At 72.6% G+C, this 25,446-nt stretch carries 29 protein-coding genes; 18 read left to right on the top strand and 11 right to left on the bottom strand.

Annotated elements, in window-relative coordinates:
- Nucleotides 1-122: 122 nt before the first annotated feature.
- The 5 genes from BLT67_RS06300 to BLT67_RS06280 all read right to left on the bottom strand — a co-directional run bounded on the left by BLT67_RS06300 (nt 123) and on the right by BLT67_RS06280 (nt 4,087).
- Complete coding sequence (locus BLT67_RS06300) at nt 123-578, bottom strand: hypothetical protein (RefSeq protein ID WP_092666227.1); 456 nt, start codon at nt 576-578, stop codon at nt 123-125.
- A gap of 35 nt (nt 579-613) precedes the next feature.
- Entirely contained in the window at nt 614-1,126 is a 513-nt protein-coding gene (locus tag BLT67_RS06295) for a GNAT family N-acetyltransferase (protein ID WP_157674224.1), read from the bottom strand.
- The gene (locus BLT67_RS06290) at nt 1,123-1,392 is read right to left on the bottom strand and encodes a type II toxin-antitoxin system TacA family antitoxin (RefSeq protein WP_092666225.1); all 270 of its coding nucleotides are present in this window, start codon (nt 1,390-1,392) and stop codon (nt 1,123-1,125) included. The genes BLT67_RS06295 and BLT67_RS06290 overlap by 4 nt, the downstream gene beginning before the upstream one ends.
- Before the next feature lie 70 nt (nt 1,393-1,462).
- Nucleotides 1,463-3,283 carry a nuclease-related domain-containing DEAD/DEAH box helicase gene (locus BLT67_RS06285; protein WP_092666224.1) on the bottom strand — a complete coding sequence of 607 codons (1,821 nt, stop codon included), beginning with the start codon at nt 3,281-3,283 and terminating at the stop codon, nt 1,463-1,465.
- 78 nt (nt 3,284-3,361) lie between these two features.
- Nucleotides 3,362-4,087: an IclR family transcriptional regulator gene (locus BLT67_RS06280; RefSeq protein ID WP_197674441.1), complete on the bottom strand. Its 726-nt coding sequence runs from the start codon at nt 4,085-4,087 to the stop codon at nt 3,362-3,364.
- A gap of 138 nt (nt 4,088-4,225) precedes the next feature.
- Here BLT67_RS06280 and BLT67_RS06275 point away from each other — a divergent pair, with 138 nt between their 5' ends.
- The 10 genes from BLT67_RS06275 to BLT67_RS06230 all read left to right on the top strand — a co-directional run bounded on the left by BLT67_RS06275 (nt 4,226) and on the right by BLT67_RS06230 (nt 13,648).
- Nucleotides 4,226-5,032, top strand: coding sequence for a 2-keto-4-pentenoate hydratase (locus BLT67_RS06275; RefSeq protein WP_231945609.1), 807 nt, complete (start codon nt 4,226-4,228; stop codon nt 5,030-5,032).
- On the top strand, nt 5,029-5,925 hold the full coding sequence (locus BLT67_RS06270) for an acetaldehyde dehydrogenase (acetylating) (protein ID WP_092666221.1): 897 nt from the start codon (nt 5,029-5,031) through the stop codon (nt 5,923-5,925). Before BLT67_RS06275 ends, BLT67_RS06270 begins: the two co-directional genes overlap by 4 nt.
- Nucleotides 5,922-6,944: a 4-hydroxy-2-oxovalerate aldolase gene (dmpG, locus tag BLT67_RS06265; protein WP_092666220.1), complete on the top strand. Its 1,023-nt coding sequence runs from the start codon at nt 5,922-5,924 to the stop codon at nt 6,942-6,944. Before BLT67_RS06270 ends, dmpG begins: the two co-directional genes overlap by 4 nt.
- On the top strand, nt 6,941-7,738 hold the full coding sequence (locus BLT67_RS06260) for a 2-keto-4-pentenoate hydratase (RefSeq protein ID WP_092666219.1): 798 nt from the start codon (nt 6,941-6,943) through the stop codon (nt 7,736-7,738). Before dmpG ends, BLT67_RS06260 begins: the two co-directional genes overlap by 4 nt.
- Entirely contained in the window at nt 7,735-8,571 is an 837-nt protein-coding gene (locus BLT67_RS06255) for an ABC transporter permease (RefSeq protein WP_197674440.1), read from the top strand. The genes BLT67_RS06260 and BLT67_RS06255 overlap by 4 nt, the downstream gene beginning before the upstream one ends.
- A complete protein-coding gene (locus BLT67_RS06250) occupies nt 8,568-9,431 on the top strand; it encodes an ABC transporter permease (protein ID WP_092666218.1) in 864 nt (287 codons plus the stop codon). Before BLT67_RS06255 ends, BLT67_RS06250 begins: the two co-directional genes overlap by 4 nt.
- 18 nt (nt 9,432-9,449) lie before the next feature.
- Nucleotides 9,450-10,265, top strand: a complete 816-nt coding sequence (locus BLT67_RS06245; protein WP_197674439.1) for an ABC transporter ATP-binding protein — start codon at nt 9,450-9,452, stop codon at nt 10,263-10,265.
- Nucleotides 10,262-11,059, top strand: coding sequence for an SDR family NAD(P)-dependent oxidoreductase (locus tag BLT67_RS06240; protein ID WP_092666217.1), 798 nt, complete (start codon nt 10,262-10,264; stop codon nt 11,057-11,059). Before BLT67_RS06245 ends, BLT67_RS06240 begins: the two co-directional genes overlap by 4 nt.
- A gap of 59 nt (nt 11,060-11,118) precedes the next feature.
- On the top strand, nt 11,119-12,126 hold the full coding sequence (locus tag BLT67_RS06235) for an ABC transporter substrate-binding protein (RefSeq protein ID WP_157674222.1): 1,008 nt from the start codon (nt 11,119-11,121) through the stop codon (nt 12,124-12,126).
- A 76-nt stretch (nt 12,127-12,202) separates the two neighbouring features.
- Nucleotides 12,203-13,648: an aldehyde dehydrogenase gene (locus tag BLT67_RS06230; protein ID WP_092666215.1), complete on the top strand. Its 1,446-nt coding sequence runs from the start codon at nt 12,203-12,205 to the stop codon at nt 13,646-13,648.
- A 173-nt stretch (nt 13,649-13,821) separates the two neighbouring features.
- On the opposite strand, the gene BLT67_RS06225 is transcribed toward BLT67_RS06230, so the two are convergent.
- Genes BLT67_RS06225 through BLT67_RS06215 form a run of 3 tightly spaced genes read right to left on the bottom strand, consistent with a single transcriptional unit; the run spans nt 13,822 to nt 15,654 of the window.
- Nucleotides 13,822-14,025, bottom strand: a complete 204-nt coding sequence (locus BLT67_RS06225) for a tautomerase family protein (RefSeq protein WP_092666214.1) — start codon at nt 14,023-14,025, stop codon at nt 13,822-13,824.
- Entirely contained in the window at nt 14,025-14,969 is a 945-nt protein-coding gene (locus BLT67_RS06220) for a VOC family protein (protein ID WP_092666213.1), read from the bottom strand. Before BLT67_RS06220 ends, BLT67_RS06225 begins: the two co-directional genes overlap by 1 nt.
- Before the next feature lie 31 nt (nt 14,970-15,000).
- A complete protein-coding gene (locus BLT67_RS06215; protein ID WP_092666212.1) occupies nt 15,001-15,654 on the bottom strand; it encodes a class II aldolase/adducin family protein in 654 nt (217 codons plus the stop codon).
- Between the two features lie 83 nt (nt 15,655-15,737).
- Between BLT67_RS06215 and BLT67_RS06210 the strand changes: the two genes are divergently transcribed.
- The 4 genes from BLT67_RS06210 (at nt 15,738) to BLT67_RS06195 (ending at nt 17,599) form a co-directional block, all read left to right on the top strand.
- Complete coding sequence (locus BLT67_RS06210; RefSeq protein WP_092666211.1) at nt 15,738-16,343, top strand: helix-turn-helix transcriptional regulator; 606 nt, start codon at nt 15,738-15,740, stop codon at nt 16,341-16,343.
- A gap of 9 nt (nt 16,344-16,352) precedes the next feature.
- Nucleotides 16,353-16,733 (top strand): VOC family protein, encoded by a 381-nt coding sequence (locus BLT67_RS06205; protein WP_092666210.1) that lies wholly within the window; start codon nt 16,353-16,355, stop codon nt 16,731-16,733.
- A 39-nt stretch (nt 16,734-16,772) separates the two neighbouring features.
- Nucleotides 16,773-16,964 carry a hypothetical protein gene (locus BLT67_RS06200; protein ID WP_092666209.1) on the top strand — a complete coding sequence of 64 codons (192 nt, stop codon included), beginning with the start codon at nt 16,773-16,775 and terminating at the stop codon, nt 16,962-16,964.
- Nucleotides 16,965-17,041: 77 nt separating this feature from the next.
- Entirely contained in the window at nt 17,042-17,599 is a 558-nt protein-coding gene (locus BLT67_RS06195; RefSeq protein WP_157674220.1) for a hypothetical protein, read from the top strand.
- Here BLT67_RS06195 and BLT67_RS06190 read toward each other — a convergent pair.
- Nucleotides 17,596-18,006 (bottom strand): DUF3054 domain-containing protein, encoded by a 411-nt coding sequence (locus tag BLT67_RS06190; protein WP_092666207.1) that lies wholly within the window; start codon nt 18,004-18,006, stop codon nt 17,596-17,598. The two genes, BLT67_RS06195 and BLT67_RS06190, sit on opposite strands and share 4 nt — an antisense overlap.
- Nucleotides 18,007-18,415: 409 nt before the next feature.
- Here BLT67_RS06190 and BLT67_RS06185 point away from each other — a divergent pair, with 409 nt between their 5' ends.
- From BLT67_RS06185 to BLT67_RS06170, 4 genes are all read left to right on the top strand, one after another.
- Complete coding sequence (locus BLT67_RS06185; protein ID WP_092666206.1) at nt 18,416-19,774, top strand: amino acid permease; 1,359 nt, start codon at nt 18,416-18,418, stop codon at nt 19,772-19,774.
- Between the two features lie 12 nt (nt 19,775-19,786).
- Nucleotides 19,787-20,206: a GNAT family N-acetyltransferase gene (locus BLT67_RS06180; RefSeq protein ID WP_092666205.1), complete on the top strand. Its 420-nt coding sequence runs from the start codon at nt 19,787-19,789 to the stop codon at nt 20,204-20,206.
- A gap of 357 nt (nt 20,207-20,563) precedes the next feature.
- The gene (locus tag BLT67_RS06175) at nt 20,564-22,075 is read left to right on the top strand and encodes a SulP family inorganic anion transporter (RefSeq protein WP_092666204.1); all 1,512 of its coding nucleotides are present in this window, start codon (nt 20,564-20,566) and stop codon (nt 22,073-22,075) included.
- Between the two features lie 140 nt (nt 22,076-22,215).
- The gene (locus tag BLT67_RS06170) at nt 22,216-22,821 is read left to right on the top strand and encodes a DUF2306 domain-containing protein (RefSeq protein WP_231945608.1); all 606 of its coding nucleotides are present in this window, start codon (nt 22,216-22,218) and stop codon (nt 22,819-22,821) included.
- An 86-nt stretch (nt 22,822-22,907) separates the two neighbouring features.
- Here the strand turns inward: BLT67_RS06170 and BLT67_RS06165 are convergent, their stop codons facing one another.
- Together BLT67_RS06165 and BLT67_RS06160 are read right to left on the bottom strand one after the other, a co-directional pair.
- On the bottom strand, nt 22,908-23,660 hold the full coding sequence (locus BLT67_RS06165) for an SDR family NAD(P)-dependent oxidoreductase (RefSeq protein ID WP_092666202.1): 753 nt from the start codon (nt 23,658-23,660) through the stop codon (nt 22,908-22,910).
- 71 nt (nt 23,661-23,731) lie between these two features.
- Nucleotides 23,732-25,366 (bottom strand): amidohydrolase, encoded by a 1,635-nt coding sequence (locus BLT67_RS06160; RefSeq protein ID WP_092666201.1) that lies wholly within the window; start codon nt 25,364-25,366, stop codon nt 23,732-23,734.
- Nucleotides 25,367-25,446: the final 80 nt, after the last annotated feature.

The following is a 25,446-nucleotide window of genomic DNA, read 5'->3' as shown; positions in this document are numbered from 1 at the left end:
GTCGAGGAGCGCGCGCCGCAGGCGCACGCGTCTCGAGACCGCTGCGGCTCCACGCTCGTCGACGTGCCCACCCACGCCCGTCGAGTGGGCCCGCAGCGCGGCATCGAGCGCGCCCGCGCCGGTCAGGTCTGCTGGCTCGTGATCGCGCTGAAGCGGCAGTCGCGGCACCAGAAGGCATAGATGACGCCCTCAGTCCACTGCTCCCAGCCCGGGGCCCCGAAGGGCGTGAATGCGCCGAACTGGGCGACGATCGGCATCGTCCGCGCGCAGGAGGGACAGGTCGGGTAGATCTCGTCCTGCACCCAGGTGCCGACGCCGCCGACGCGGTTGATGTTGCCGAACCAATCCTGCACATGCCAGCGCGGCGGCGCTGGGTGGAACGTCGCGGGGAGGTCGGGGACCGGGTCGGGCACGGGCATGCCGATGTCGGCGAACCGATTCACGCGCTGCACCGAGATCGGTGCTTCTCCCTCGTGCGAGAAGCACTGCGTGTCCCACATGCACGGGAAGTTCGGACACGCGACGATCGTGCGCGGGACCGCAGCTCGCGCCGGGCGGTGAGCGAACGCCGCGTCCATGTCGCACACGGCGCAGGAGGCGGCCGCCCTGAACGTCAGCCGTTGCGCTGCGCCTGGATGATCGACTCGCGCAGGTCGTCGATCGCGGCGATGAGCGAGAGCGCCCCGTCGTTCACCGGGCGAAATCCGAACTTGCGATAGAAGGAAGCCGCGGTCTCGTCGGCCGCGTGTACCAACATCACGCGCGCGGCTGCGATCTCACCTGCGCGGACGGCCTGGATGACCGCATGCTGCAGGAGGCTGTATCCCAGCCCCCGGCCGCGGTGATCTCGATGGACAGCGAGCTTGCCGAGCAAGATGGCGGGGATGGGCGGCGGGCCACCCTTGCCGTCCTTGCCCGCGAGCCTTCGCTCGACGGCGAAGCTCGAGAGCGTGTAGAAGCCCGCGACATCGCCCGCCCCGTCGAGGGTGACAAAGGTGCGCGAGAAGCCTTTGACCTCATTCCTGAGTGCTTGGCCGCGCAGCCACGCGTCGATGCTCGTATTCCCGCACTCGAAGCGGTCGAGGTCGTGCTCGGCGGTGAGCGGCGCTGGCTGGCTGTAGCTCAAGCCTTGAACACCGACTGCCGGCGGAACAGGTCGACCATCTCGGCGATCGGGGCTGGGTCGTCGTCTAGCATGGCGCAGACGCGATCCCAGCTCTCGCTCTCGAGTGCGATACGCCGCTCGGAGTCGATCACCCGGTCTGCGGCGTCTCGCAGCGTCGACTTGATGAAAGCCGCCGAAGTCGTGCCGCGGATGCTGGCGGCGCGATCGACCGACTCCTTGAGGTCGGCGTCGACACGGACTTCGATTCGCTCCTTGGCGCCAGACATGTTCTCAATGTACGGCAAAACACCGGCGCACGTCAGATCGGGTCTTCCGGCGTGCGCGAGCTGATGGTGCTCAGCGGCTGGCTGCCGGGTCCGCGGCGACGACCTCGTCGAGGCTCGTCAGCACCACGAGGCGCTCGGTGGCGCGAGTCGCGCCGACGTAGAGCAGGTCGCGCCAGCCGGTCATCGAGTCGTCGACGTCGGTCAGCACGACCACCGGGGCCTCGAGCCCCTTGAAGAGGTGCACGGTGCCCCATCGGATGCCGGGGCCGTCCGCGTCGTCGGGGGCCAGCGCATCCGCCACCGTGCCCGTCGCACTGCGAGCGGCGGATGCGCGGCGCGGGGAGAGCACGAGGATGTCGCGGGCCTCCCAGCCCTCCTCCCACAGGTCGCGCAGCACCTGCTGCAGCAGCTCCTGCTGGTGCTCGGCGCTGTCGTAGCGGAGCACCTGGCCGCACTCGGCGCCCAGTTCGGCGCGCTCGTACTGCGCGTAGACGTCGTCGCCGAGCAGCTGCTCGACGAAGGCGGCGAGCTCGGGACGCTGGCGCACGTTGCGGGCGACCGTCATGCGGCCGGCGTCGGGGAGGCGGGCGAGGAGGAGGTCGCGCCTGGTGGAGGTGGTGGTCTCGAGACGCGTGCCGCCTGCGGCGGGGCGCTGCTCGACGGGCGCGGGGAGGGTCTCGTCACGCGAGCGAGCTGCGCCCGCGCGCTCCTCGACCAGCGAGGGAGCGGCGGTGGCGCGGGGGCGGTAGATGTCCTGGCCGTCGAAGTCGCCGGCGACGACGACGCGGGCGCCGGCGAGGCCGCCGACGAGCAGGCTGTCGAGCACGTCGAGGGTGGAGTCGCGCGCGAGGTCCTGCGCCTCGTCGGCGACGAGGCACGTGTACGGCGGCTCGAAGCCGGGCGACCGCGTGATCGCGAGCGTCGCATCCGGCAGGGTGCCGTTCCACCAGGCGTCGTCGGCGTCCGCCGGGGGCGTCAGCCCGGTGAGCGCGAGCATCGGCTGGTGCACGCGGGCGACCGTCAGGTCGGAGCGGTCGCGCAGCCGGTGCCGCAGCTCGGCCTCGAGCTTGCGGTTGAAGCACGTCAGCAGCACGCGCTCGTCGCGGTTGGCCGCCTGCAGCGCCGCCCGCACGGCGATGTTGGTCTTGCCGGTGCCGGCCGGACCCTCGACGACGAGCCGGGGGTAGTGCGCGAAGTACTGCAGCGCCTCCTCCTGCCGCTCGGTCGCCTCACGCAGGTCGCGCTCGCGAGCCGCGCGGGCGTCGGCGCTCAGCTGGCTCCAGGTGACCGGGGGCGTGAGCAGGGCGCGCGCCTCATCGATGTCGTCCTCGGTCGGGCGCCCCTCCTCGTAGCGCACGCCGCGGCGGCGCAGCTCGCGCTCGCCGGCGCGGAGCGCACCGACGATGCTCGTCACGAGCCGCTCGGGCTGCAGGTCGGGCCGCGTGAGGGTGACGTCGTGGGTCACGTCGATGCGCGCCTCGAGCTGCCCGACGAGCTCTCCGCCGCGGTTCGGGAACCACACCGCGTGCCAGATCGGGTAGCGCGGGTCGTAGGCGCGGCGCATGATCCACGACCGCAGGCTGCGGGCGTTCTCGATCGCCTGGTCGTAGGGGGAGCGGTCGGTGGGCTCCTGGCTGCCGAGCCGCCACAGCCCATCCGCCCCCACCTCGACGCGGTCGTGCGACTTCACCTCGATGACGAGGAGGCCCTCGCCGGGCACGAGCACGACGAAGTCGGCCTCGCCCTCGACCTGCGTCTCGTGGTGGCGGATGCGCAGGCCGTGCCACACGACCCAGCCGTCGGTGCCGGGGTGGTCGCGCAGCGCCTCGAAGACCTTCGCCTCGCCGGGCGGGGACTCGGGGCGCAGGATGCCGGGGATCATCGTGGCCATGGTCGGAGCGTATCCAGCGTCGAACTGCCTGCTCGCGAGGCGCGACACTAGGGGTTCCGCTCAGTGGAACATTGCAGTCTAGAGACGTAGCGTCGGGCGCCGCTCGACCTGGCGCGTGATCGCCTGGGCGGCAGTGAGCACGGCGGGTCCGACCCGTCGCACGTCGACGTCATCCATCCAGCCGGCCGCCGAGATCGCGGCGACCGGCTCGCCCGAGACGCTGCGGATGCACGCCGCGGCGCACGCGATGCCGGCACCGCTCTCCTCGCGCTCGTAGGCGACGCCGGAGGTGCGCACGCGCGCGAGCTCGCGGTGGAGGCGCGCGGGGTCCGTCACGGTGTTGGGGCCCAGCCGGCGCAGCTCGCCGCTGAGCAGCTCGTCGACCAGGTGCGGGTCGGCGTAGGCGAGCAGGGCCTTGCCGAGGCCCGTGGCGTGGGCGGGCATCCGCCCGCCGACGCGGCTCGGGAGGCGCGGCGTGCCGCGCGCGGGCAGGATCTCGATGTAGACGACCTCGCCGCGCTCGAGCACCGCGAGGTGCACGGTGAGGTTCACCGCGTGCCGCAGATCCGACATCGAGGCGAGCGCGAGCTTGCGCAGGTCGCGGGGCCGCGCCGCGGTCTCGCCGAGCTCGAAGACCTTGAGGCCCAGCCGTACCCCCGAGCCGTTGCGCTCGAGGAACTGGTGCGTCACGAGCTCGCTCACGATGCGCGAGGTGCTCGACTTCGCGAGCCCGGTGCGCCGGGCGATCTCGGAGACTCCGAGCGTCGTGTCCTCGGCGGTGAACGCGCCGAGGATGGCCGTCACGCGTCCGACCATGGACACCGACGGCTCCGGCGGGCTGTTCCGCTCAGTGGATCGCATTGTTGGAGTATGCCTCGGCTTCCACGCAGAATCCAAGCACCGGGGCGACGACGCCCGGAACCGGACGACGATGGAGTCGAAGTGGACGATCTGCAGCACGCAGCTCTGGGGGACGCGCTCCTCGAGGCGGCGGAGACCCGCGAGCCCATCGCCCCGCTGACGGCCGACCACCCCGGGATGAGCGTCGAGGACGCCTACCGCGTGCAGCTGCACCAGACCGCCGCGTGGGAGCGCGCCGGCCGCAAGGTCGTCGGCTTCAAGGTGGGCCTGACGAGCAAGGCCATGCAGCGCATGCTCGGCGTCGACTCGCCCGACTTCGGCCACCTCTACGACGACATGGTGCTCGACCCGGCCCAGCCGATCGACACGACCCGCTTCATCGCGCCGCGCATCGAGCCCGAGATCAGCTTCGTGCTGAAGGAGGAGCTCGCGGGCCCGGGCCTCACCGCCGTCGACGCGATCCGCGCGATCGACTACGCCGTCGCATCCATCGAGGTCATCGACTCGCGCATCGCCGACTGGAAGATCGGCCTCGCCGACACCATCGCCGACAACGCCTCCTCGGGCGCCCTGCTGCTCGGCACGCGCCCCGTGCGGCTCGACGAAGCCGACCTCGGCCTGCTCGGCTGCGTCGTGACGAAGAACGGCCAGGTCGTCTCGACGGGCGCCGGCGCGGCTGTGCTCGGCGACCCGGTCAACGGCCTGCTGTGGCTCGCCAACCAGCTCGGCAGCCTCGGCCGCTCGCTCCCGGCCGGCTCGATCGTGATGGCCGGCGCGCTCTCGGCCGCCGTGCCCGTCGCACCCGGCGACCGCGTGAGCGCCCGCTTCGCGCGCCTCGGCACGGTGAGCGCGCGCTTCGCCCCGCTGACGAACAAGGAGAACGCATGACTTCCACCGCCGCGATCGTCGGCTCCGGCAACATCGGCACCGACCTGCTCATCAAGATGCTGCGCAGCGAGGCGCTCGAGGTGCACTCGTTCGTCGGCATCGACCCCGCCTCCGACGGCCTCGCGCGCGCCCGCGATCTCGGTGTGCGCACGAGCGCCGCGGGCGTCGACTGGCTGCTCGCGCAGGACGACCTGCCCGACTTCGTCTTCGAGGCGACGAGCGCGAAGGCCCACCTCGCCAACGCCGAGCGCTACGCCGCCGCGGGCATCACCGCGATCGACCTGACGCCCGCTGCGGTCGGCCCGTTCGTCTGCCCGGCCGTCAACCTCGACGAGCACGTCGGCGCCGAGAACGTCAACATGATCACGTGCGGCGGCCAGGCCACCGTGCCGATCGTGCAGGCCGTCTCGAGCGTCGCGCGCGTGCCCTACGCCGAGATCATCGCCTCCATCTCGTCGCGCTCCGCGGGCCCCGGCACGCGCGCGAACATCGACGAGTTCACCGAGACCACCTCGCACGCGCTCGAGAGCGTCGGCGGCGCCGAGCGCGGCAAGGCGATCATCATCCTCAACCCGGTGAAGCCCGACATGATCATGCGCGACACCGTCTTCTGCTCGCTCGAGCCCGGTGCCGACGAGGCCGCGATCGCCGACGCGATCCGCGCGCGCGTCGCCGAGGTGCAGCAGTACGTGCCCGGCTACCGCCTCCGCAGCGAGCCGCAGTTCGACGAGCCCAACGAGCTGTGGGGCGGCATGGGGCGCGTGGGCGTGTTCCTCGAGGTCACCGGCAACGGCGACTACCTGCCGCCGTGGGCCGGGAACCTCGACATCATGACGGCCGCCGCGCTGCGCGTGGGCGAGCTGCTCGCGACCTCCAGGAAGGCCTTCGCATGAGCGACACCACCAAGCCCTTCGTGCGCATCACCGACACGACGCTGCGCGACGGCAGCCACGCCGTGCGCCACCAGTTCACCGAGCGCCAGGTGCGCGACGTCGCCGGCGCGCTCGACGCCGCGGGCGTGCAGGTGATCGAGGTGACCCACGGCGACGGCCTGAGCGGCTCGTCGTTCAACTACGGCTTCAGCAAGGTGCGCGACATCGAGCTCGTCGCGGCCGCCGTCGACGAGGTCGAGCAGGCACGCATCGCGGTGCTCATGCTGCCCGGGCTCGGCACCGTGGCGGACCTGCGCGAGGCGCACGGCGTCGGCGCACAGGTGGCGCGCATCGCGACGCACTGCACCGAGGCGGATGTGTCGATCCAGCACTTCCAGGCCGCGCGCGAGCTGGGCATGGAGACCGTCGGGTTCCTCATGCTCGCGCACCGCGTCGAGCCCGACGAGCTCGCGGCGCAGGCGCGGATCATGGCCGACGCCGGATGCGAGTGCGTCTACGTCGTCGACTCGGCCGGCGCGCTCTTCCCACACACGGCAGCGGCTCGCGTCGAGGCGCTCGTGCAGGAGCTCGGCGACGACGCGCAGGTCGGCTTCCACGGCCACCAGAACCTCTCGCTCGGCATCGCCAACTCGATCGCCGCGTACGAGGCGGGCGCGCGGCAGATCGACGGCACGCTCTGCGCCCTCGGCGCCGGAGCCGGCAACTCGCCGAGCGAGATCCTCGCGACCGCCTTCGGCGCCCTCGGCATCCCCACCGGCATCGACGAGGAGCGGATGCTCGCGGCGGCCGAAGAGGTGCTGCGCCCGATCATCACCCGCATGCCGGTCGCCGACCGGGCATCGATCGTGCAGGGCCGCTACGGCGTCTACAACTCGTTCCTGCTGCACGCCGAGCGCGCCGCCGAGCGCTACGGCGTGCCCGCCTACCAGGTGCTCAAGCGGGTCGGCGAGGCCGGCTACGTCGGCGGCCAGGAGGACATGATCATCGACGTCGCGATCGAGCTGGCGGCGGCACGATGAGCGACGCGATCGTCGACGCCGTCGCGACCGAGCTGCTCGCCCGCGAGACCGAGCGCCGCGACGGCGGCCGCCTCACCGAGCAGCACGCCGGCCTCGACCTCGACACCGCCTACGTCGTGCAGCGCGAGCTGATCGCCCGCAAGCTCGCCGCCGGCGAGCGGGTGGTCGGCGTGAAGCTCGGCCTCACCTCGCGCGCCAAGCAGCAGCGCATGGGCATCGACTCGCCGCTCACGGCCGTCATCACCGACGCCATGGCCGTCGACGTCGGCACCCCGCTCGAGACGAGCGAGCTCATCCACCCCCGCGTCGAGCCCGAGATCGTCTTCGTCATGGGGCAGCGGCTCGCCGGCCCCGGCGTGACGGCCGCGAGCGCGATGGCAGCGGTGCACAGCGTGCACGCGGGCCTCGAGGTGATCGACAGCCGCTACGCCGACTTCAGCTTCGCGCTGCCCGACGTCGTCGCCGACAACGCCTCGAGCGCGCGCTTCGTCGTGAGCCCCGACGGCTTCGACCCCGCCGGGCTCGACCTCGCGCTCGAGGCGGCCGTGCTGCGCGTCGACGGGGAGGTCGTCGACACGGCCACCGGTGCCGCCGTGCAGGGGCACCCCGCGCAGGCACTCGCCCTCGCCGCGAACGCGCTCGCCGAGCGCGGCGAGGCGATCGAGGCGGGGATGCTCGTGCTCACCGGCGGGCTGACCGACGCGGTCTTCGTCACCCCCGGCGGCGAGGTGTCGGTCGAGTTCACGACCCTCGGCTCGGTGACCCTGCCGATCGCGCCAGAGGCGACGCCGTGACCGCCGTCGCCGAGCGCCCGGCGTCGATCGCGCCCTCGCGCCTGCGCCGCTGGTCGCGCGGCGCGGGCGGCAAGCGCGTCATCCGCGGCGCGATCGGCGTGCTCGTGCTGCTCGCCATCGTCGAGGCGGCATCGCTCCTCGGGATCGTGCCGTCGACCGTGCTGCCCTCGGCCTCGAGCGTGCTCGCAGCGACCGCCTCGCTGCTCGTCAACCCGGTCTTCCTCGGCGACATCGGCGCGACGGTGCTCGCGTGGGCCGCGGGCCTCGGCATCGCCACCGTCGTGGGCGTCGGCCTCGGCCTCGTGCTCGGCTCGTTCCGCCTCGCGAACGAGGCGGCCTCGGCGGCGATCGAGTTCCTGCGCCCCATCCCGTCGGTCGCGCTCATCCCCGTCGCGATCCTCGTCTTCGGGCAGGACGCCGACATGAAGATCGCGCTCGTCGTCTACGCCTCGATCTGGCCGATCCTGTTCAACACGATCTACGGCGTGCGCGACGTCGACCCCATCGCCAAGGAGACCGCGCGCACGTTCCGGCTCAGCCGCGTCGCCGTGCTCACGCGCGTCAGCCTCCCGTCGGCCGCGCCCTTCGCGTTCACCGGCATCCGCATCTCGGCCGCGATCGCGCTCATCGTCGCCATCAGCGCCGAGCTGCTCGCCGGCTCCGCAGACGGCATCGGCGCCTTCATCCTGCGCACGAGCTCGGGCGGCGGCGACACCGCGCTCGTCTTCGGCGGCACGATCGTCGCCGGGCTGCTGGGCGTGCTCGTCAACCTGCTGCTCGTGGGCGCCGAGCGCCTGCTCTTCCGCTGGAAGACGAACGGAGTGCCCGCATGACCGCCGTCCGCACCCGCTCGGCCGACGCATCCGCCCCGGTCGCCGCGCCGCGCGCCCCCAAGCCGCTGCTCGAGCGCACCGGCTTCCGCATCGCGCTGCGATGGATCGTGCTCGTCGTGCTGCTCGTCGCCTGGCAGGTCGCGACGATGCTCATGCCCTCGCCGTTCTTCCCGCAGCCGGTGCGCATCTTCGAGCGCGCGTTCGAGCTGTGGCTGCCGAACGAGACCGGCTTCCTCAACGAGAACGTGACGACGGATGTGCTGCCGTCCCTCGGGCGGATGCTCGCGGGCTTCGGCGTCTCGGTCGTCGCGGGCGTCGTGCTCGGCGTCGCGATCGGGCTCAGCCGCCGCATCGGCGACTACATCGACCCCATCGTGCAGTTCATGCGCGCCGTGCCGCCGCCTGCGCTCATCCCCGTCTTCCTCGTGCTCTTCGGCACGGGCGACTCGATGCGGATCCTGCTCATCGCCTTCGGCACCGTCTGGCCGATCCTGCTCAACACCATCGAGGGCGTGCGCGGCATCGAGGCGCTCAAGTACGAGACCGCGACCGTGTTCCGCATCCGCTTCACCGACCGCCTCGCGCGGATCGTGCTGCCGGGCGCTGCGCCGAAGATCTTCGCCGGTGTGCGCACGAGCCTCGCGATCGCGCTCATCCTCATGGTGATCAGCGAGATGGTCGCCGCGTCGAACGGCATCGGCTTCGGCATCGTGCAGGCGCAGCGCGGCTTCGCCTTCCTCGACATGTGGGCCGGCATCGCGCTGCTGGGCGTGCTCGGCTTCGTGCTCAACCTCCTCCTGACCGTCGTCGAGCGTCGGGTGCTGCGCTGGCAGCGCACCGGCGGCCGCGAGACCGTCTGACCCCGAAAGGACCCGATCATGGCGATGCTCGATGTGGCACAGCTGACCCACACCTACGGTGCCGGCGCGAAGGCGCACCGGGCGCTGCTCGACATCTCGTTCAGCGTGCGGCCGGGCGAGCTGGTCTCGATCGTCGGCCCCTCGGGCTGCGGCAAGACCACGCTGCTGCGCACGATGGCCGGGCTCATGGAGCCCAGCGGCGGCGCTGTCTCGCTCGAGGGCGATCGCATCGTCGGCGTGCCGGAGGGGCTCGCGATGGTGTTCCAGGACTACCGCGGCTCGCTCTTCCCCTGGCTCAGCGTCGAGGCGAACGTCGTCTTCCCGCTGCGCGGCCACGGGCTCGAGAAGGACGACATCGCGGCGCGCGTGCGCGATTCGATCGCGGCCGTCGGCCTCACGGGCTTCGAGGACCGCTACCCCTCGCAGCTCTCCGGCGGCATGCAGCAGCGCGTCGCGATCGCGCGGGCCCTCGCCTACCGGCCCAAGATCCTGCTGATGGACGAGCCCTTCGCCTCCGTCGACGCGCAGACGCGCGAGGAGCTCGAGGACCTCGTGCTCGCCGTCAAGGCGCGCTTCGGCATGACGATCCTCTTCGTCACGCACGACATCGACGAGAGCGTCTATCTCGCCGACCGCGTCGTCGTGCTGTCGAAGCCGCCGACCTTCGTGCAGACCGTGCTCGACGTCGACCTGCCGGCCGAGCGCGACCAGATCGCCACGAAGGAGCACCCCGAGTTCATCCGCCTGCGCGGCGAGGCCGCGCGGCTCATCCGCTCGGCGCCGCACGGCGATCCCGAGGCGCACGCCGCGGCGCACGCCCCCGCCGCAGCATGAACCTGGGGCTCGAGGGCCGCGTCGCGATCGTGACGGGCGCCGGCGGCGGCATCGGCGCCGCGACGGTGCGGCTGCTGCTCGCCGAGGGCGCGCGAGTGGTCGCGGTCGAGCGCACGCCGGGCGCCGCATCCGCGCTCGCGGACGAGCAGGGCGACCGCATCGCCGTGCTCGAGCGCGACCTGCTCGACGACGCGACGCCCGACGAGGCCGTCGCGCTCGCCGAGTCGCGGTTCGGCGGCCTCGACATCCTCGTCAACAACGCCGCCGCGGCGCCCGTGCGCGACGGCTTCGCGCAGACGACGCCGGAGGACTGGCGAGCGACGCTCGAGCTCAACCTGCTGACGCCCGTGCGGCTCTGCCGCGCGGCGCTGCCGGCGCTCGCCGACCGCGGCGGGGTGATCGTGAACGTCGCGTCGACCTCGGGCCGCTACCCCGAGCCGATGCTCGTCGACTATGCGGCCTCGAAGGCCGCGCTCCTGTCGCTCACCGGCGCCCTCGCCACCGAGTACGGACCCGCAGGCGTGCGCGTGCTCGCGGTCGCGCCCGGTCCCACGCGCACGCCCATGTGGGATGCGCCCGGCGGCTTCATCGACGGCATCGCCGCGCGCTACGGCCTCGAGCGCGAGGCCGCGGTCGAGCACCACATCCGCGAGGTACGCGGCATCGCGCTCGGCCGTCCCGGCACGGCCGACGACATCGCCCGCACCATCGTCTTCGCCGCCTCCGACGCCGCTGCCCACACCTCGGGCACGACGCTCGCGGTGCACGGCGCCATGGCGTCGCACCTCATGTAGTCCCTCACCCGTCCACCCCGACCCACCCCATCCCATCCATGCACGTTCAAGGAGGAACCATGCACACCACCACCACGCGACGCCGCGCCGCCGGCGCGGTCGCGCTGCTCGCCGCTGCGGCCCTCGGCCTCGCCGGCTGCTCGACGTCGACGGCGACCCAGACCCCGGCACCGGCGCCGGACGCGAGCGAGTCGGGCGCGCTCGAGACGACCGAGCTGCTCGTCGGCATCGTGCCCGTCATCGACCACGCCTCGGTCTTCCAGGCGATCGAGGCCGGCTACTTCGAGGAGGAGGGCCTCGACGTCACCGCGCAGCCCGCGCAGGGCGGCGCCGCCGCCGTGCCCGCGATGATCGCCGGCGAGATGCAGGCCGCCTTCGCGACCTACCCGTCGTTCCTGCTCGCCCAGGCGAGCGGCGTCGAGATGAGCATCGTCGCGATGGGCATCGAGGGCACCGAGGAGACCGCGGGCGTCTACGTCGCCGAGGGCAGCGACATCGCCTCGATCGAGGACCTCGAGGGCGCGACCATCGCCGTCAACACGCTCAACAACACCGGTGACCTCACGATCAAGGCGCAGCTCGCCGAGGCCGGCGTCGACGCGAGCTCGGTGCAGTTCATCGAGCTGCCCTTCCCCGACATGGGCCCGACCCTCGCCTCCGGCGGTGTGGATGCGGTCTGGGTCGTCGAGCCGTTCCTCACGGGCCTCGAGGCCAACGGGGCGCAGAAGGTCTTCTCGACCTACGCCGGCCCGACCGCCGAGATCCCCGTCTCGGGCATCGGCATGACCCGCGAGTTCGTCGACGCGAACCCCAACACCGTCGCCGCCTTCCAGCGTGCCATCGAGCGCGCGAACGCCGACCTCGCCGCCGACCCCGACATCGCCCGCGAGCTCGTGACCGGCTACAGCCAGACGACCGCCGAGGTCGCGCAGCAGCTCAACGCCCCCACGTGGGTCGAGGGCGGCCCCTCGGCCGACGACCTGCAGGTGTGGAACGACCTCATGGTCGAGCTCGGCGCGCTCCAGGAGCCCGTCGACCTCGACGCGATGGCCGTCACGCAGGGCTGATCCGGCCAGCACCGAACCCGCGGTGGGGCGGCCCCGGCCGCCCCACCGCCACCCCCTTGCAGCAGAGAGGAACCCCATGGAGACCTTCGGTCATGTGATCGACGGCGAGGAAGTGCAGTCGGCCGACGGGCACGTCTTCACCAGCATCGACCCGTACACGCGCGAGCCCTGGGCGCAGATCGCGCTCGGCACCGCCGTCGAGGCCGACCTCGCCGTCAGGGCGGCGCGGAAGGCGTTCGACGAGGGGCCGTGGCCCCGCATGAGCGCGGGCGAGCGCCGCCGCCTCATCCACCGCTTCGCCGACCTCATCGAGGAGCACGGCGACGAGCTCGCGATGGCCGACACCCGTGACATGGGCAAGCCCATCACGCAGAGCCGCGGCAACGACGTGCCGCGGACGGCGCAGAACTTCCGCTTCTTCGCCGACCACGCCGCGCTCACGCCCGGCGAGGTGCTGCCGATGGACTCGGGCCACCACACCTACACGCGCTACGACGCCGCGGGCGTCGTGGTGGCGATCGCGCCGTGGAACTTCCCGATGATGCTCGAGAGCTGGAAGGTGGCGCCGGCGCTCGCGTGGGGCAACACCGTCGTGCTGAAGCCCGCCGAGGACTCCCCGGTCTCGGCGACGATCATGGCGCGGCTCGCGCTCGAGGCCGGCATCCCGCCGGGCGTCTTCAACGTCGTGCACGGCTACGGGCCGGACTCGGTGGGCTCGGCCCTCACCGAGCATCCGCTCGTCGACCGCATCACCTTCACGGGCGAGTCGAACACCGGCAAGGTCATCGCCCGCGCAGCGGCCGCGAACCTCGTGCCGGTGAGCCTCGAGCTGGGCGGCAAGGGCGCCAACGTCGTCTTCGCCGACGCCGACCTCGACAACGCGATCGCGTGGTCGATCAAGGCGATCTTCACCAACGGCGGCCAGGTGTGCCTCGCGGGCAGCCGCATCTACGTCGAGCGCCCGCTCGTCGACGAGTTCGTCGAGCGCTTCACCGCTGCCGCGAAGGCGATGGTCGTCGGCGACCCGAAGGACCCGAAGACGCAGATCGGCCCGATGTCGAGCGGCGTGCACTACACGAAGGTGCGCGGCTACTTCGACTCGATCCACGAGTCGAAGGGCAAGCAGCTCACGGGCGAGCTCGGCGAGGGCTGGTTCGTCACGCCGACCGTGATCGTCGAGCCCGACCGCGACTCGGCGCACCAGCGCGAGGAAATCTTCGGGCCGATCGTGACGATCACGCCGTTCGACACCGAGGAGGAGGTCGTCCACGAGGTGAACGACAGCCCCTACGGCCTCAACGCGATGGTCTTCACCGAGGATCTGACGAGGGCGCACCGGGTCTCGGCGCGCCTCGTCGTCGGCACCGTGTGGGTCAACTGCTTCTTCATCCGCGACCTGCGCGCCCCGTTCGGCGGCGCGAAGATGTCGGGCGTGGGGCGCGAGGGCGGCAGCTTCAGCCGCGAGTTCTTCACCGAGCCCAAGGCGGTCGTCATGCAGATGCAGCCGGCGATGCCCCACTGACGCCTGCCCCGACCGATCCCGCAGAGGCCGCCCGAGCACGGGCGGCCTCTGTGCGTGCGCCTGCGGCCCTCTGCGCGCGTCGATGCGCCTCCGCGTGCGCCGACGCATCCATCGACGGGGCATGCGAGAGCGCCGCGCACCCTCGCGGATGCGCGGCGCTCTCGTGCTGCCGGTCAGGCCTTGGCCGCGGCCGCCTTCTCGGCGAGCGTCTGCCCGCCCGAGAGCCACTGCGTCGGCGGCACCTCGGTGACGAGCACCCGCACGCTCGCCTCGGGCGCTCCGATCGCGCGCACGACGGCCTCGTGCACCTCGCCCATGAGGCTCCGCAGGTCGTCCTGGCTGCGGCCCTCGGCGATCGAGATCTGCACGAGCGGCATCAGGCGTCCTGTCGCTCGGTCACGGCCTCGGCCGGGGCGTCGGATGCTTCGGATGCGCGGGCGCCGAGCGGGCGGCGCACCTGGTACTGCGTCGACGCGCGCTGCGTGGTGCCGCCCCACATGTCGATCGACTTGGGGTGCGCGGGGTCGAAGTAGCGCGGCACCCACGTCGCGTCGTCCTCGATGCGGCGCACGCCATAGGAGTACTCGTACGTGAGGCCCTCCGGCCCCTTGAAGTAGATGAAGATGGCCGTCGACTGCGGGTGGCGGCCGGGGCCCTGCTCGATCTCGACGCCGTTGTCGAGCAGGAAGTTCCAGCTGCGCATGATGTCGTCGATCGACTCGACCTGGAAGTTGATGTGGCACAGACCGGGCTTGTCGCCCTTGAAGACGGCGAGCTTGTGGTGCACCGGGTCGAAGCGCATGAGCGCCGCGGCGTCGCCGATCCAGTCGCTGATCTTGATGTTGAAGTGGGTGCTCCACCACTCGTAGGCGGCGCGCACGTCGGGCGCGTCGACGCACAGGTGGCCGAACTCGGTGATACCGGCGTGGCGGCTGAACTGCACCTTGTTGGCGTCGTTGACCTGGTCGACGACGAGGTCGAAGCGGTTGCCCCACGGGTCGTCGAACGAGATGAACTCGCGCACGCGGCGCGAGCGCGCCTCCTCGGCGGTACCGCGCACCGTCGCGATGCCGGCGAGGTTCAGCTCGACCTCGGCCTGCGCGAGCGCGGCGCTGTCGAGCAGCACGAGGCCCGAGCTGAGCACGCCCGACTCGCCCTCGACGTACGCGAGGCAGTGGTGGCGGTGGTCGGCGCGCAGGTAGTGCACGCCGTCGTCCTCGCCCTGGTACTCCATGCCCACGATCTCGGTCGCGAAGCGCACGGCCTCCTTCGCGTCCGACGTGCCGGAGCGCACGTAGGCGATGTCGATGAGCTCGATCATCCTTGATCTCCTTCCCTCTCGAGCACGTGGCTCAGTCCATCCCGTGCGAGCGCACGAGGAAGTCGTACATGCGCGGCAGCAGCTCGTCGCTGCGCTCGCGCCACCATGCCTGCTCGTGGTCGGGCAGGGCGGATGCGTCGGGTCCGGCCGCGAGGGCGAGCTCGGCGCTGCGCTCGAGCAGCCACATGCGGGCGACCGCCTCGGCGAGGGTCGCTCCGCGCGTCACCGCGCCGTTGCCGCGCAGCACGACAGCGGGCGCCGCTCCGATCGCGCGTGCGACGGCCGTGCCGGCGTCGGCGTCCCGGACGAGCCGCGAGTCGTCGTACACGGGCACCTCGGCACCGAGCATGGCGCCCTGCCCGTCGAGGGCGCGGATGCGCAGGCCCGCGGCGATGGCCTTGGCGACGGCGCGGGGCTGGGCGCGGCAGACGGCGCCCGTCGCGGCGTCGGCTCGCGCGATCGCCACGTGGATCCACGCCTCCTTGGGCGTGCCCGGCGGCAGGTCGTCTGCGGCGAGGGGAAGGAGCGTGAGGTCGTCGGCGCGCTGGAAGGCGAGCGGGACGGGTGCGGTGATGAGCAGGGCGTCGCCCTCGCGCACGGTGACGTGGCCGAAGGCGTCGCTCAGCCGCGCGCTGGCCACCGCTCGCGCGGCTCGTGCGAGCTCGCGGCGCACTTCGTCGTGCATGGGACACCCTTCGTTGGTGACATGAGACTACATGTATGCGTAGAAATGTCAACGCAGAGGGGTCGTGGGCTAGCATCCATGCCATGTCACTGCCGCACGCGATCCTCGGGGTGCTCGAGGCACGCCCGATGACGGGCTACGAGCTCTGCCGCTTCTTCGACGGCACCGCTCGCTGGGTCTGGACCGCACCCCAGAGCCAGATCTACCCCCTGCTACGCAAGCTCGAGGCCGAGGGGTGGATCGAGGGCGAGGAGCAGGTGCGCGGCGAGCGGCTCAAGCGCACGAACTACTCGCTGACGGCCGCGGGCATGGACGAGCTGCGGCGGTGGCTCGGCGAGCCGCACGCCGAGCCGGCGGTGCGCGACGGCCTGCTGCTGAAGTCGCTCTTCTTCGACCTCGCCGACCCCGACGAGGCGGCGCAGGTGCTCGAGCAGCACGTCGCCGAGCTGCGCGAGCGCATCGAGCAGTGGTCGGCCCACCGGACCGCACTGCTCGCGCGCGACACCCCGCTGCTCAAGGAGCGGCTCGACCACCGCCCGGCCGAGACGCACGAGCGCATCGCGCGACTGAAGGCGCACGCCTTCGACCACCTCATCGACCAGGCCGAGCTCCGCATCCGCTGGTGCGAGCAGACGCGCGAACTGCTGCACGCGCCCGTCACGACGCCGGAGGCGGCGGCGCGCGCGTAGCCTGCTCGCATGCATGCCGCGCACCTCGTGCTGTACGTCGAAGACCAGGCGAGGGCGCGCGACTTCTACGGCGCGGTGCTGGGTGCCGGGCCGCGGCTCGACGTGCCGGGCATGACGGAGTTCGCCCTGCCGGGCGGCGCCGTGCTGGGGCTCATGCCCGAGGCGGGCATCCGTCGGCTGCTCCCGGCGATGCCCGACCCTGCCGCGGCGGCTGGCGTGCCGCGGGCCGAGCTCTACCTGCTCGTCGATGCGCCTGAGCGCCGGCTCGAGGCGGCCGTGGCCGCCGGCGCGACCGAGCTGTCGGCCGTGCAGCCGCGCGACTGGGGCGACGCGGCCGGCTACTGCCTCGACCTCGACGGCCACGTGCTCGCCTTCGCGTCGCGCGGCTGAGCGGCGCCGCACCCGCGCGCGAGCGGGTACGGTCGCCTCATGGACGAGACGATCACGCCGGTCGAGCTGTCGCGCGAGCTGGGCATGGACCGCAAGGGCAGGCAGATCCGCGGGTTCCTGCGCAATCCCGCCGACGGCGGCGGGCCGTTCGAGGGGCACGAGATCGGCACCGAGTGGCACCTGACGCCCGAGCAGGCCGACCGGGTGCGGCGGCACTTCCGCAAGGACTGACACGGGTCAGCCCCTGCGCCGGGGCCGCGCCGAGGCGCGGGCGATACTGGCCAGTGCGTCCAACAGATCGGAGCGCCGTGGACAACCCGCACCCTCGCCGCTCGCGCTCGCGCTCGCGCCCGCGCCCGCGCTGCGCGTTGGCCGTCGTCGTCCTGCTGGCGGGTCCCCTGGGCGGCTGCTCCGCGAACGCGGGTGCGCTCGTCGCCTTGGATGACGGTCAGGCAACGGTGTGCGCCCCGGCGGACGCCCAGGGCCGGGCGGTCTTCGGCGTCAGCACCGTGCAGAACCGCTCGGGCGCCGCGATCGACGTGGTCAGCGCCCGGCTGGTGCAGCCCGACGACATGGAGCTGCTCGGCCTCGAGCTGCGGAGCACCGATGATCAGGACGCCCAGGTGGTCGGAATGGACTACGACAGGTACGGGCCGCTGTCCATCCGGCTGCCCGAGGCTCTCGCGGCCGGCGACGCCAGGACGACGCTCGTGGGAGTCGGCGTGCCGCCCGACTCAGGTGGCGCGGCCGCATCGCTCGAGCTCAGCTATCGCGCCGACCACGGCTTCAACGGCACCGCGGTGACGCGCGTCGCCATGGTGGTGGTGCCGTTCGGCGAGGTCTGCCGGATGGCCGAGATCGGCTAGCTGTCGGTCGAGGCGTCCCGCTCGCGCTCACGGCGGGGTCGCCAGGTCGCGATGAGGCGCCAGCCGACGAGCTGCACGAGCAGCGCGAGCGTCGCGACGACGATGAACGGCAGCGCGGTGCCCTGACCGGTCAGCGCGCGCAGCAGCATGCCGCCGGCGACGGTCACGAGCCAGACCGGCACGCCGGTGCGCCACGGCGCGCGCGGCGCGCGCCACGCTCGGCTCACGAGCCAGCCCGCGCCGAGCGCCACGAGGAATGGCCACGCCGTCTCGGCGATGCCCAGCGGTGTGAGTGCCGCGTCATGGCTGCTGCGCCCGACGGTCGCGAAGAGGACGACGAAGAGCGCGTCGGCGAGCAGGGAGAGCAGCGCGCGGCGGGCGGCGACGCGGGTCGTGGGGGAGGGCATCGGGGCAACGGTAGCGCGGGTCGGGTTGCCGCGGAGGGGCGGGGTCTCGTGACGCGATCGGCCTGCGGCCGAGCGCTCCTCGACCGGCGGGTGGGGCGAGCGCTCCTCGACCGGCGGGTGGGGGTGGCGCGGGAAGTGCGGGGGTCTCGTGACGCGGTCGGCCTGCGGCCGAGCGCTCCTCGACCGGCGGGGTGTGGGGGCGGATGCGCCGACGGCGATGTCTGATACGTACGATTGGGACCGCGCCGCGGCCCGTCGGCCCGGCGCGATCAGATCAGGAAGGCGCCCTCTTGGCCACCGAACCCGCTGCCGACCAGCCGACCGCCGTCGCCCCGGACGCGCCCGACGCGCCCCGCGCATCCGCCCCCGCCGGCCCGGCGGCAAGAAGCTGCGCTCGCGGCACGTGACCATGATCGCGCTCGGCGGCATCATCGGCGCGAGCCTGTTCGTCGGCTCGGCGAACGTCATCCTCGCGGCCGGCCCGGCCGCGACGCTCTCGTACCTCGGCGGCGGCCTCATCGTCTTCCTGGCGATGCGGATGCTCGGCGAGATGGCGGCCGCGCGCCCCGCAGTCGGCTCGTTCATGGAGTACGCCCGCGTCGGCCTCGGCGACTGGGCCGCCTACATCGTCGGCTGGCTCTACTGGTACTTCTGGGTCGGCGTCATCGCCTACGAGGCGGTCGTCGGCGGCGGCATGCTGAACGCCTGGTTCCCGGCCCTGCCCGCGTGGGCCGGGTCGCTCATCCTGCTCGCCATCTTCGTCACCACGAACCTCATCTCCCTACGCGCGTTCGGCGAGACGGAGTTCTGGCTCGCGAGCATCAAGGTCGTCGCGATCGTCGTCTTCCTCGGCGCCGGCCTGCTGTTCGCGCTCGGCCTCTGGCCCGAGTCGACGATGTCGGTGGCCAACCTCTGGCAGCACGGCGGCTTCATGCCCAACGGCTTCGGCGTCGTCATCTCATCGATCGCGCTCGTGCTCTTCGCCTACTTCGGCGCCGAGATCGCCGTCATGGCCGCCGCCGAGTCCGAGGACCCGGCCCGCGGCATCCGCAAGGCCGCGAACACCGTCATCTGGCGCGTCATGCTCTTCTACGTCGGCGCGGTGCTCGTCATCGTCATGGTCGTGCCCTGGAACCAGCTGCCGACGCCCGACGAGATCCCGCCGTTCGCCTACGTCTTCAGCCTGCTCGGCATCCCGTTCGCCGAGGAGATCATGACGCTCGTCATCTTCACCGCCGTCATCTCGGTGCTGAACTCCGGCACCTACTCGGCCTCGCGCATGTTCGCCGCGCTCTCCGAGCAGCAGCTCGCGCCGCGCATCATGTCCAAGCGCTCGAAGCGCGGCGTGCCCGTCGCCGCGGTCATCGCATCCACCGTGGGCGGCCTCGTCGCGACGCTCGTCAACTTCCTCGCGCCGAGCTCGGGCATCTACGAGTTCATCATGAACTCGACGGGGCTCGTGGCGCTGTTCGTCTTCGTCTTCATCGCGGTGACGCAGTGGCGCCTGCGCGCGAAGATGACGCAGGAGGAGCAGGATGCGCTGACGCTCAAGGTCTGGATGTTCCCGGTGCTCAACGTGGTGCTGATCGCCGCGGCCATCGGCATCGTCGTGATCATGCTCGGCAGCGAGAGCGGTCGCGCGCAGGTGCTCACGAGCTGCATCGCGGCCGGCGCGCTCGCGCTCTTCTGGCCCGCCGTGCGGCGGAAGCTCGAGCGGGCGCGGGCGCGGGCGGGCGCTGCTGTGGCTGCGGGTGCGGCTGAGGCCTGACAGGCTCGCACCATGCGCTGCACGATCACGGAGGAGACGCCGTCGCGGGATGAGCTCGTCGCGCTCTACCGCTCGGTGGGATGGACCGCGTACACCGACGACGCCGAACGACTCGTCGCTGCGGTGCGCGGCTCGCACCTCGTCCTGACCGCACGGGATGCGTCGGGCGCCCTCCTCGGGCTCGTGCGGACCGTCTCCGACGGGCTCACGATCGCCTACATCCAGGACATCCTGGTCGCGCCGCAGCAGCAGCGAGCCGGGATCGGCGGCGCGCTGCTCGACGCCGTCATCGAGCGGACGGCCAGCATCCGGCAGACCGTGCTGCTGACGGACGACGAGCCGGGGCAGCGGGCCTTCTACGAGTCGCGGGGGCTCGTGGAGGCGCACGATGTGCGTCCGCACGCGCTGCGGTCGTTCGTGCTGCTGCGCTGAGGGCGCTGCTGGGCGGTTCCGGTCTCGTGACGCGTGCGGCCTCCGGCCGCGCGCTCCTCGACCTGCGGGGTGGGGGCGCGCGCTGCGGGGCGGATCCGTTCTCGTGAGGCGTGCGGCTGCGCCGCGCGCTCCTCGACCTGCGGGGTGGGGCGCCGCGCGGTCCTCGACCTGCGGGGTGATGACCGCGCGCTCCTCGACCTGCGGGTGCGGGGAGGGGCACGCGTAGACTCGAGGTGCCGCCGCAGCGCGGCCGCCGTCCATTCTGGCCCGCAGGGGCTGGGCGGCCCGCGTGAGGACGCGCATCCCGATCCATCCCCGGATGCCGCGCCCGGCGCATCCGCCACCCCAGGAGCCGACATGGCCAGCACGGCACCCGCGCGCGAGCGCTACCGCGACGACCCCTCCGTGCTCTCCGTGATGCGCAGCCCGCGGCTGCTGACCCGCGAGGCGCTCGCGGGCCTCGTCGTCGCGCTCGCGCTCATCCCCGAGGCGATCTCGTTCTCGATCATCGCCGGCGTCGACCCGGCGGTCGGGCTCTTCTCGAGCTTCGTGATGGCGGTGACGATCGCGTTCGCCGGCGGCCGGCCGGCGATGATCTCGGCAGCGACGGGCGCCGTCGCGCTCGTGATCGCGCCGATCATGCGCGAGCACGGCTTCGACTACTTCATCGCGACCGTGCTGCTCGCGGGCGTGCTGCAGATCGCGCTCGCGCTGCTGGGCGTCGCGCGCCTCATGCGCTTCATCCCGCGCAGCGTCATGGTCGGCTTCGTCAACGCGCTCGCGATCCTCGTGCTGCTCGCGCAGCTGCCGCACGTGATCGACGTGCCGTGGCTCGTCTACCCGCTCATCGCGGTCGGCGTCGCGCTCATCGTGCTGCTGCCGCGGCTGCAGAAGGTCGTGCCGTCGCCCCTCATCGCGGTGGTGGTGCTCACCGGCGCCGTGCTGATCTTCGGCTGGTCGGTGCCGAGCGTCGGCGACCAGGGCGAGCTGCCGCGCGCGCTGCCCCAGCTCTTCGTGCCGCAGGTGCCGCTGACCCTCGAGACGCTCGGCATCATCGGCCCGACCGCGTTCGCGATGGCGCTCGTCGGCCTCATGGAGTCGCTGCTGACGGCGAAGCTCGTCGACGACATCACCGACACCCGCTCGGACAAGACGCGCGAGTCGTGGGGCCAGGGCGTCGCCAACCTGCTCTCGGGCTTCTTCGGCGGCATGGGCGGCTGCGCGGTCATCGGCCAGACCATGATCAACGTCAAGGTCTCGGGCGCCCGCTCGCGCGTCTCCACGTTCCTCGCGGGCGTGTTCGTGCTCGTGCTCTCGGTCGTGCTCGGCGACGTCGTCGCGCTCATCCCGATGGCGGCGCTCGTGGCCGTGATGATCATGGTGGTCGTGTCGACGTTCGACTGGCACAGCATCCGCCCCTCGACCCTGGGGCGGATGCCCGTGTCGGAGACGCTCGTGATGGTCGTGACCGTCGTGGTCGTCGTCATCACCCACAACCTCGCGATCGGCGTGATCGTCGGCACCGTGACCGCGATGGTGCTCTTCGCTCGCCGGGTCGCGCACTTCCAGTCGGTCACGCGCGAGGTGCGCGAGTCGGATGGCGGCGAAGCGGTGCACTACGCCGTCGAGGGCGAGCTGTTCTTCGCCTCGTCGAACGACCTCACGACGCAGTTCGCCTACACCGCCGACCCCGAGCACGTCGTCATCGACCTCTCGCGCTCGCACATCTGGGACGCCTCGACCGTCGCGGCGCTCGACGCGATCGAGACGAAGTACGCGCGGCTCGGGAAGCGTGTCGAGCTGCACGGGCTCAACGCCGCGTCGACCTCGATGCGCGAGCGGATGTCGGGGCGGCTCGGGGGCGAGTAGGGCCGATCTTCCGGGGCGCCGCTCGCCGGTGTACACCTGATGCGGAGGCGGCGATGGCGGTGTCGAGGATCCCTGGACAGACAGCTCCGGCGCGTGCGGCGACAGCTGGGCCCGGCGGCGGCGGGCGCTGGATCTGGCTCGTGCCGCCCGCGCTCATCCTGCTCACGAGCATCCCGATCACGACCGGCGCGCTGCGGCTCACGCAGCTGAGCGGCGGCCCGGCGATCATGCCCGAGGCTGCGCGCTTCACCGAGTTCCCGCTGCCGGTCATCGCGCACATCGTGGCGGGGGTCGTGTTCGGCGTCGTCGGCGCGTTCCAGTTCGTGCCCGCGCTGCGGCGAGGGCGGCGCAGCTGGCATCGCGCGGCCGGCTACGTCCTCATCCCGGCGGGCTTCGTCGTGGCGCTCTCGGCGCTCTGGATGGCGACCTTCTCCGACCTGCCGCCCGGCGACGGGCCGGCGCTGCTCGTCGTGCGCTGGATCTTCGGCGGCTTCATGGTCGTCACGCTCGCGCTCGCGGTGCGGGCACTCGTGCAGCGGCGGTACGCGGTGCACGGGGCGTGGATGACGCGCGCGTATGCGCTCGGGGTCGCCGCCGGCACGCAGGCCTTCGCCCTGATCCCGGGCTCGCTCATCTACGGCTCCGACGACCAGACGTCGCGGGTGGTCGCGATGACCGCCGCGTGGCTCGTGAACCTGGCGGTCGCCGAGCTGGTGATCCGGCGGCGACGCCGGGCGCGGGCGTAGTGGAGCTCCCCTCTCAACGGCCATGCGCGACCGATGTGCACGTGACGTGCACATCGGTGCTGCATGGCCGTTGAGTGCGGAGGGCGTCAGCGGGCGGTGTAGCCGCCGTCGACCGCGATCGAGGCCCCCGTGACGTAGGCGGCCTCGGGCGAGGCGAGGTAGGCGACGGCCGCCGCGACGTCGTCGGGCGTCGCGAGCCGTCCGAGCGGGATGTCGGCGAGCGTCTCGGCGAGCGCCGCGTCGGGGTCGGGCTGGTCGGCGAGCCAGTCCTCGATGAGCGGCGTGAGCGCCATGCCCGGCGCGACGGCGTTCACGCGGATGTTGTGCGGCGCGAGCTCGACCGCGGCGCCCTTCGTGTAGGCCGCGAGCGCGCCCTTCGAGGCCGTGTAGGCCGTGAGCGTCGGCACGCCCGAGGTCGCGAGGCGCGACACCATCGTGATGATCGCGCCGCCACCGGTGGGGATCATCGCGCGCGCCGCCGCCGAGGTCGTGAGCATGGGCGCGATCGCGTTGAGCGCGAAGACGTCGGCGAGCTCCTCCTGCGGGGTGTCGACGATGAGGCCCGCGTGCCTGCGCCCCGCATTGTTGACGAGCACGTCGAGCCGGCCGAGCGCATCCACCACCTCGCGCACGACGCGGTCGGGCACGCCCGGCTCGGTCAGGTCGCCCGCGACGAAGAGCGCATCGCCCAGCTGCTCGGCCACCTCGGGCGACGGCGCGTGCCGCCCCGTCACCGCCACCCGCATGCCATCGGCCCGCAGACGCGCGGCGATCGTGACGCCGAAGCCTGAGGTGCCGCCTGTGACCAGGGCGACGCGCTGCGTCTCGGTGGGGGTCATGGGCCTGCCTCTCTCGGTGGCGGATGCGGTGGCGGGGTGCGGATGCGATGGTGCCGGATGCGCGGCGCGCGTCAGACGCCGTCGTCGCGGTGCGTGAAAGTGCCGCCCGCGATGGTCGCACGGACGGGGATCGCGCTGATGTCGGCGGTCGCGACCTCCGCCGGATGCGCCTCGAGCAGCACCATGTCGGCGAGCTGCCCCGGCGCCAGCCGCCCCTTGACCGCCTGCTGGCCGGTGACCTGCGCCGAGCCGACCGTGGCGGCGTGCACGGCCTCGTCGACGCTGATGCGCTCGTGCTCGCCGTAGATGCGGCCCTCCTCGCTGCGGCGCTCGACGAACGACTGGATGCCGAGCAGCGGCGCGCCGGCCGCGACCGGGCGGTCGGAGGAGAACGCGAGCGGCATGCCCGCGTCGAGCTGCGAGCGCGCGCGGATCGACCACTCGCCGCGCTGCGGCCCGACCGGTCCGCGGATGCCCTCGCCGAACGAGGGGATGAAGCTCGGCTGCACGACGCACGCGATGCCGAGGGCCGCGAGCCGCTCGAGCTGCTCGGGGCGCACGACCATGCCGTGCTCGACGCGGTTCGGCACCGGCGGGCGGCCGTGGCGGCGCGTCGCCTCCTCGATCGCGTCGAGCGCGAAGTCGAGCGCGGCGTCGCCGACGGCGTGGAGCGCGAGCGCCCAGCCCGCCGCCGCCGCCTCGAGGATGCGCCCGCGCATCGCGTCGGGGTCGTCCTGCAGGTAGCCGTGATAGCCGGGGCAGCCCTCGTACTCGTCGCGCATCTGCGCCGTGCGGCCGAGGATCGAGCCGTCGGTGAAGACCTTCACGGGCCCGAGCTGCAGCCGCTCGTCGCCCCAGCCCGTGCGCATGCCGGCGCCGAAGCCGCGCCGCACGGGCTCGTCGTCGTGGCCCGGGATCGGGGAGAGCGCATCCATCACCGGCATCACCTGCATGCGGGTGCGGAGGCGGCCGGCGTCGCGCGCAGCCTGGTAGGCGGCGAGCTCCGCGGGCGCGTGCCCGATCCAGCCCGCCGCGACCCCCGCATCCGTCACGCTCGTGAGCCCCTCGCGGGCGTACTGCGCGGTCGCGAGCTCGAGCGCCCGCTCGATCGAGGCGAGCGGGTAGGGGAGCAGGATCGCCTGCACGAGCGCCATGGCGCGCTCCTCGAGCACGCCCGTCGGGCGTCCGTCGTCGCCCAGCACGATGAGCCCGCCCTCCATCGGCTCACCGGCGCGCGCGTCGACGCCCGCGAGCCCGATCGCGGCGCTCGACGCCTGCCCCGAGTGGCCGGATGCGTGCTTGATCCACACGGGACGGCCCCCGCTCGCGCGGTCCAGGGCGTCGCGGTCGGGCACGGCGCCGTCGAGCAGCACGGGGTTGTAGCCGGCGGCGACCACCCATTCGCCCGGGGCCGTCCTCTGCGCCTGCGCCTCGACCGCGCGGTAGATGTCGTCGAGCGAGGCGACGGCCGAGAGGTCGGCCTCCATGAGCGTCGTGCCGAACCAGACGCTGTGGGTGTGCACGTCGTTGAATCCCGGGAGCAGCGCGAGGCCGCGCGCGTCGAGCGTCTCGCGCGCCTCGAGGCCGTCGACCTCGTCGTCGAGCGCCACGACCCGGCCGTGCAGCACCGCGAGGGCGCTCGCGCGCGGCCGCGAGGCATCCCGTGTGTCGATGCGGGCGTTCCGCACGATGAGGTCGACCTTCATCACAGCTCCTTCGGTGGCGCGGCCCGCCTGGTGCATCCACGAGTCTTGCAATCGAGCCGTCCGTCAAACATAGTATGTAT

Source organism: Agrococcus carbonis, assembly GCF_900104705.1.
Lineage (GTDB): Bacteria > Actinomycetota > Actinomycetes > Actinomycetales > Microbacteriaceae > Agrococcus > Agrococcus carbonis.
The sequence above is the reverse complement of the archived record's forward strand: the minus strand, read 5'-3'. Positions and strand labels throughout refer to the sequence as shown.

Excerpts from the sequence above, each read along its gene's own strand:
- BLT67_RS06300 (WP_092666227.1), bottom strand. The coding sequence starts at position 578 with ATGGACGCGGCGTTCGCTCACCGCCCGGCGCGAGCTGCGGTCCCGCGC.
- BLT67_RS06290 (WP_092666225.1), bottom strand. The coding sequence starts at position 1,392 with ATGTCTGGCGCCAAGGAGCGAATCGAAGTCCGTGTCGACGCCGACCTC.
- BLT67_RS06285 (WP_092666224.1), bottom strand. The coding sequence starts at position 3,283 with ATGGCCACGATGATCCCCGGCATCCTGCGCCCCGAGTCCCCGCCCGGC.
- BLT67_RS06270 (WP_092666221.1), top strand. The coding sequence starts at position 5,029 with ATGACTTCCACCGCCGCGATCGTCGGCTCCGGCAACATCGGCACCGAC.
- dmpG (WP_092666220.1), top strand. The coding sequence starts at position 5,922 with ATGAGCGACACCACCAAGCCCTTCGTGCGCATCACCGACACGACGCTG.
- BLT67_RS06260 (WP_092666219.1), top strand. The coding sequence starts at position 6,941 with ATGAGCGACGCGATCGTCGACGCCGTCGCGACCGAGCTGCTCGCCCGC.
- BLT67_RS06250 (WP_092666218.1), top strand. The coding sequence starts at position 8,568 with ATGACCGCCGTCCGCACCCGCTCGGCCGACGCATCCGCCCCGGTCGCC.
- BLT67_RS06245 (WP_197674439.1), top strand. The coding sequence starts at position 9,450 with ATGGCGATGCTCGATGTGGCACAGCTGACCCACACCTACGGTGCCGGC.
- BLT67_RS06240 (WP_092666217.1), top strand. The coding sequence starts at position 10,262 with ATGAACCTGGGGCTCGAGGGCCGCGTCGCGATCGTGACGGGCGCCGGC.
- BLT67_RS06235 (WP_157674222.1), top strand. The coding sequence starts at position 11,119 with ATGCACACCACCACCACGCGACGCCGCGCCGCCGGCGCGGTCGCGCTG.
- BLT67_RS06230 (WP_092666215.1), top strand. The coding sequence starts at position 12,203 with ATGGAGACCTTCGGTCATGTGATCGACGGCGAGGAAGTGCAGTCGGCC.
- BLT67_RS06225 (WP_092666214.1), bottom strand. The coding sequence starts at position 14,025 with ATGCCGCTCGTGCAGATCTCGATCGCCGAGGGCCGCAGCCAGGACGAC.
- BLT67_RS06220 (WP_092666213.1), bottom strand. The coding sequence starts at position 14,969 with ATGATCGAGCTCATCGACATCGCCTACGTGCGCTCCGGCACGTCGGAC.
- BLT67_RS06215 (WP_092666212.1), bottom strand. The coding sequence starts at position 15,654 with ATGCACGACGAAGTGCGCCGCGAGCTCGCACGAGCCGCGCGAGCGGTG.
- BLT67_RS06210 (WP_092666211.1), top strand. The coding sequence starts at position 15,738 with ATGTCACTGCCGCACGCGATCCTCGGGGTGCTCGAGGCACGCCCGATG.
- BLT67_RS06205 (WP_092666210.1), top strand. The coding sequence starts at position 16,353 with ATGCATGCCGCGCACCTCGTGCTGTACGTCGAAGACCAGGCGAGGGCG.
- BLT67_RS06200 (WP_092666209.1), top strand. The coding sequence starts at position 16,773 with ATGGACGAGACGATCACGCCGGTCGAGCTGTCGCGCGAGCTGGGCATG.
- BLT67_RS06190 (WP_092666207.1), bottom strand. The coding sequence starts at position 18,006 with ATGCCCTCCCCCACGACCCGCGTCGCCGCCCGCCGCGCGCTGCTCTCC.
- BLT67_RS06185 (WP_092666206.1), top strand. The coding sequence starts at position 18,416 with ATGATCGCGCTCGGCGGCATCATCGGCGCGAGCCTGTTCGTCGGCTCG.
- BLT67_RS06180 (WP_092666205.1), top strand. The coding sequence starts at position 19,787 with ATGCGCTGCACGATCACGGAGGAGACGCCGTCGCGGGATGAGCTCGTC.
- BLT67_RS06175 (WP_092666204.1), top strand. The coding sequence starts at position 20,564 with ATGGCCAGCACGGCACCCGCGCGCGAGCGCTACCGCGACGACCCCTCC.
- BLT67_RS06165 (WP_092666202.1), bottom strand. The coding sequence starts at position 23,660 with ATGACCCCCACCGAGACGCAGCGCGTCGCCCTGGTCACAGGCGGCACC.
- BLT67_RS06160 (WP_092666201.1), bottom strand. The coding sequence starts at position 25,366 with ATGAAGGTCGACCTCATCGTGCGGAACGCCCGCATCGACACACGGGAT.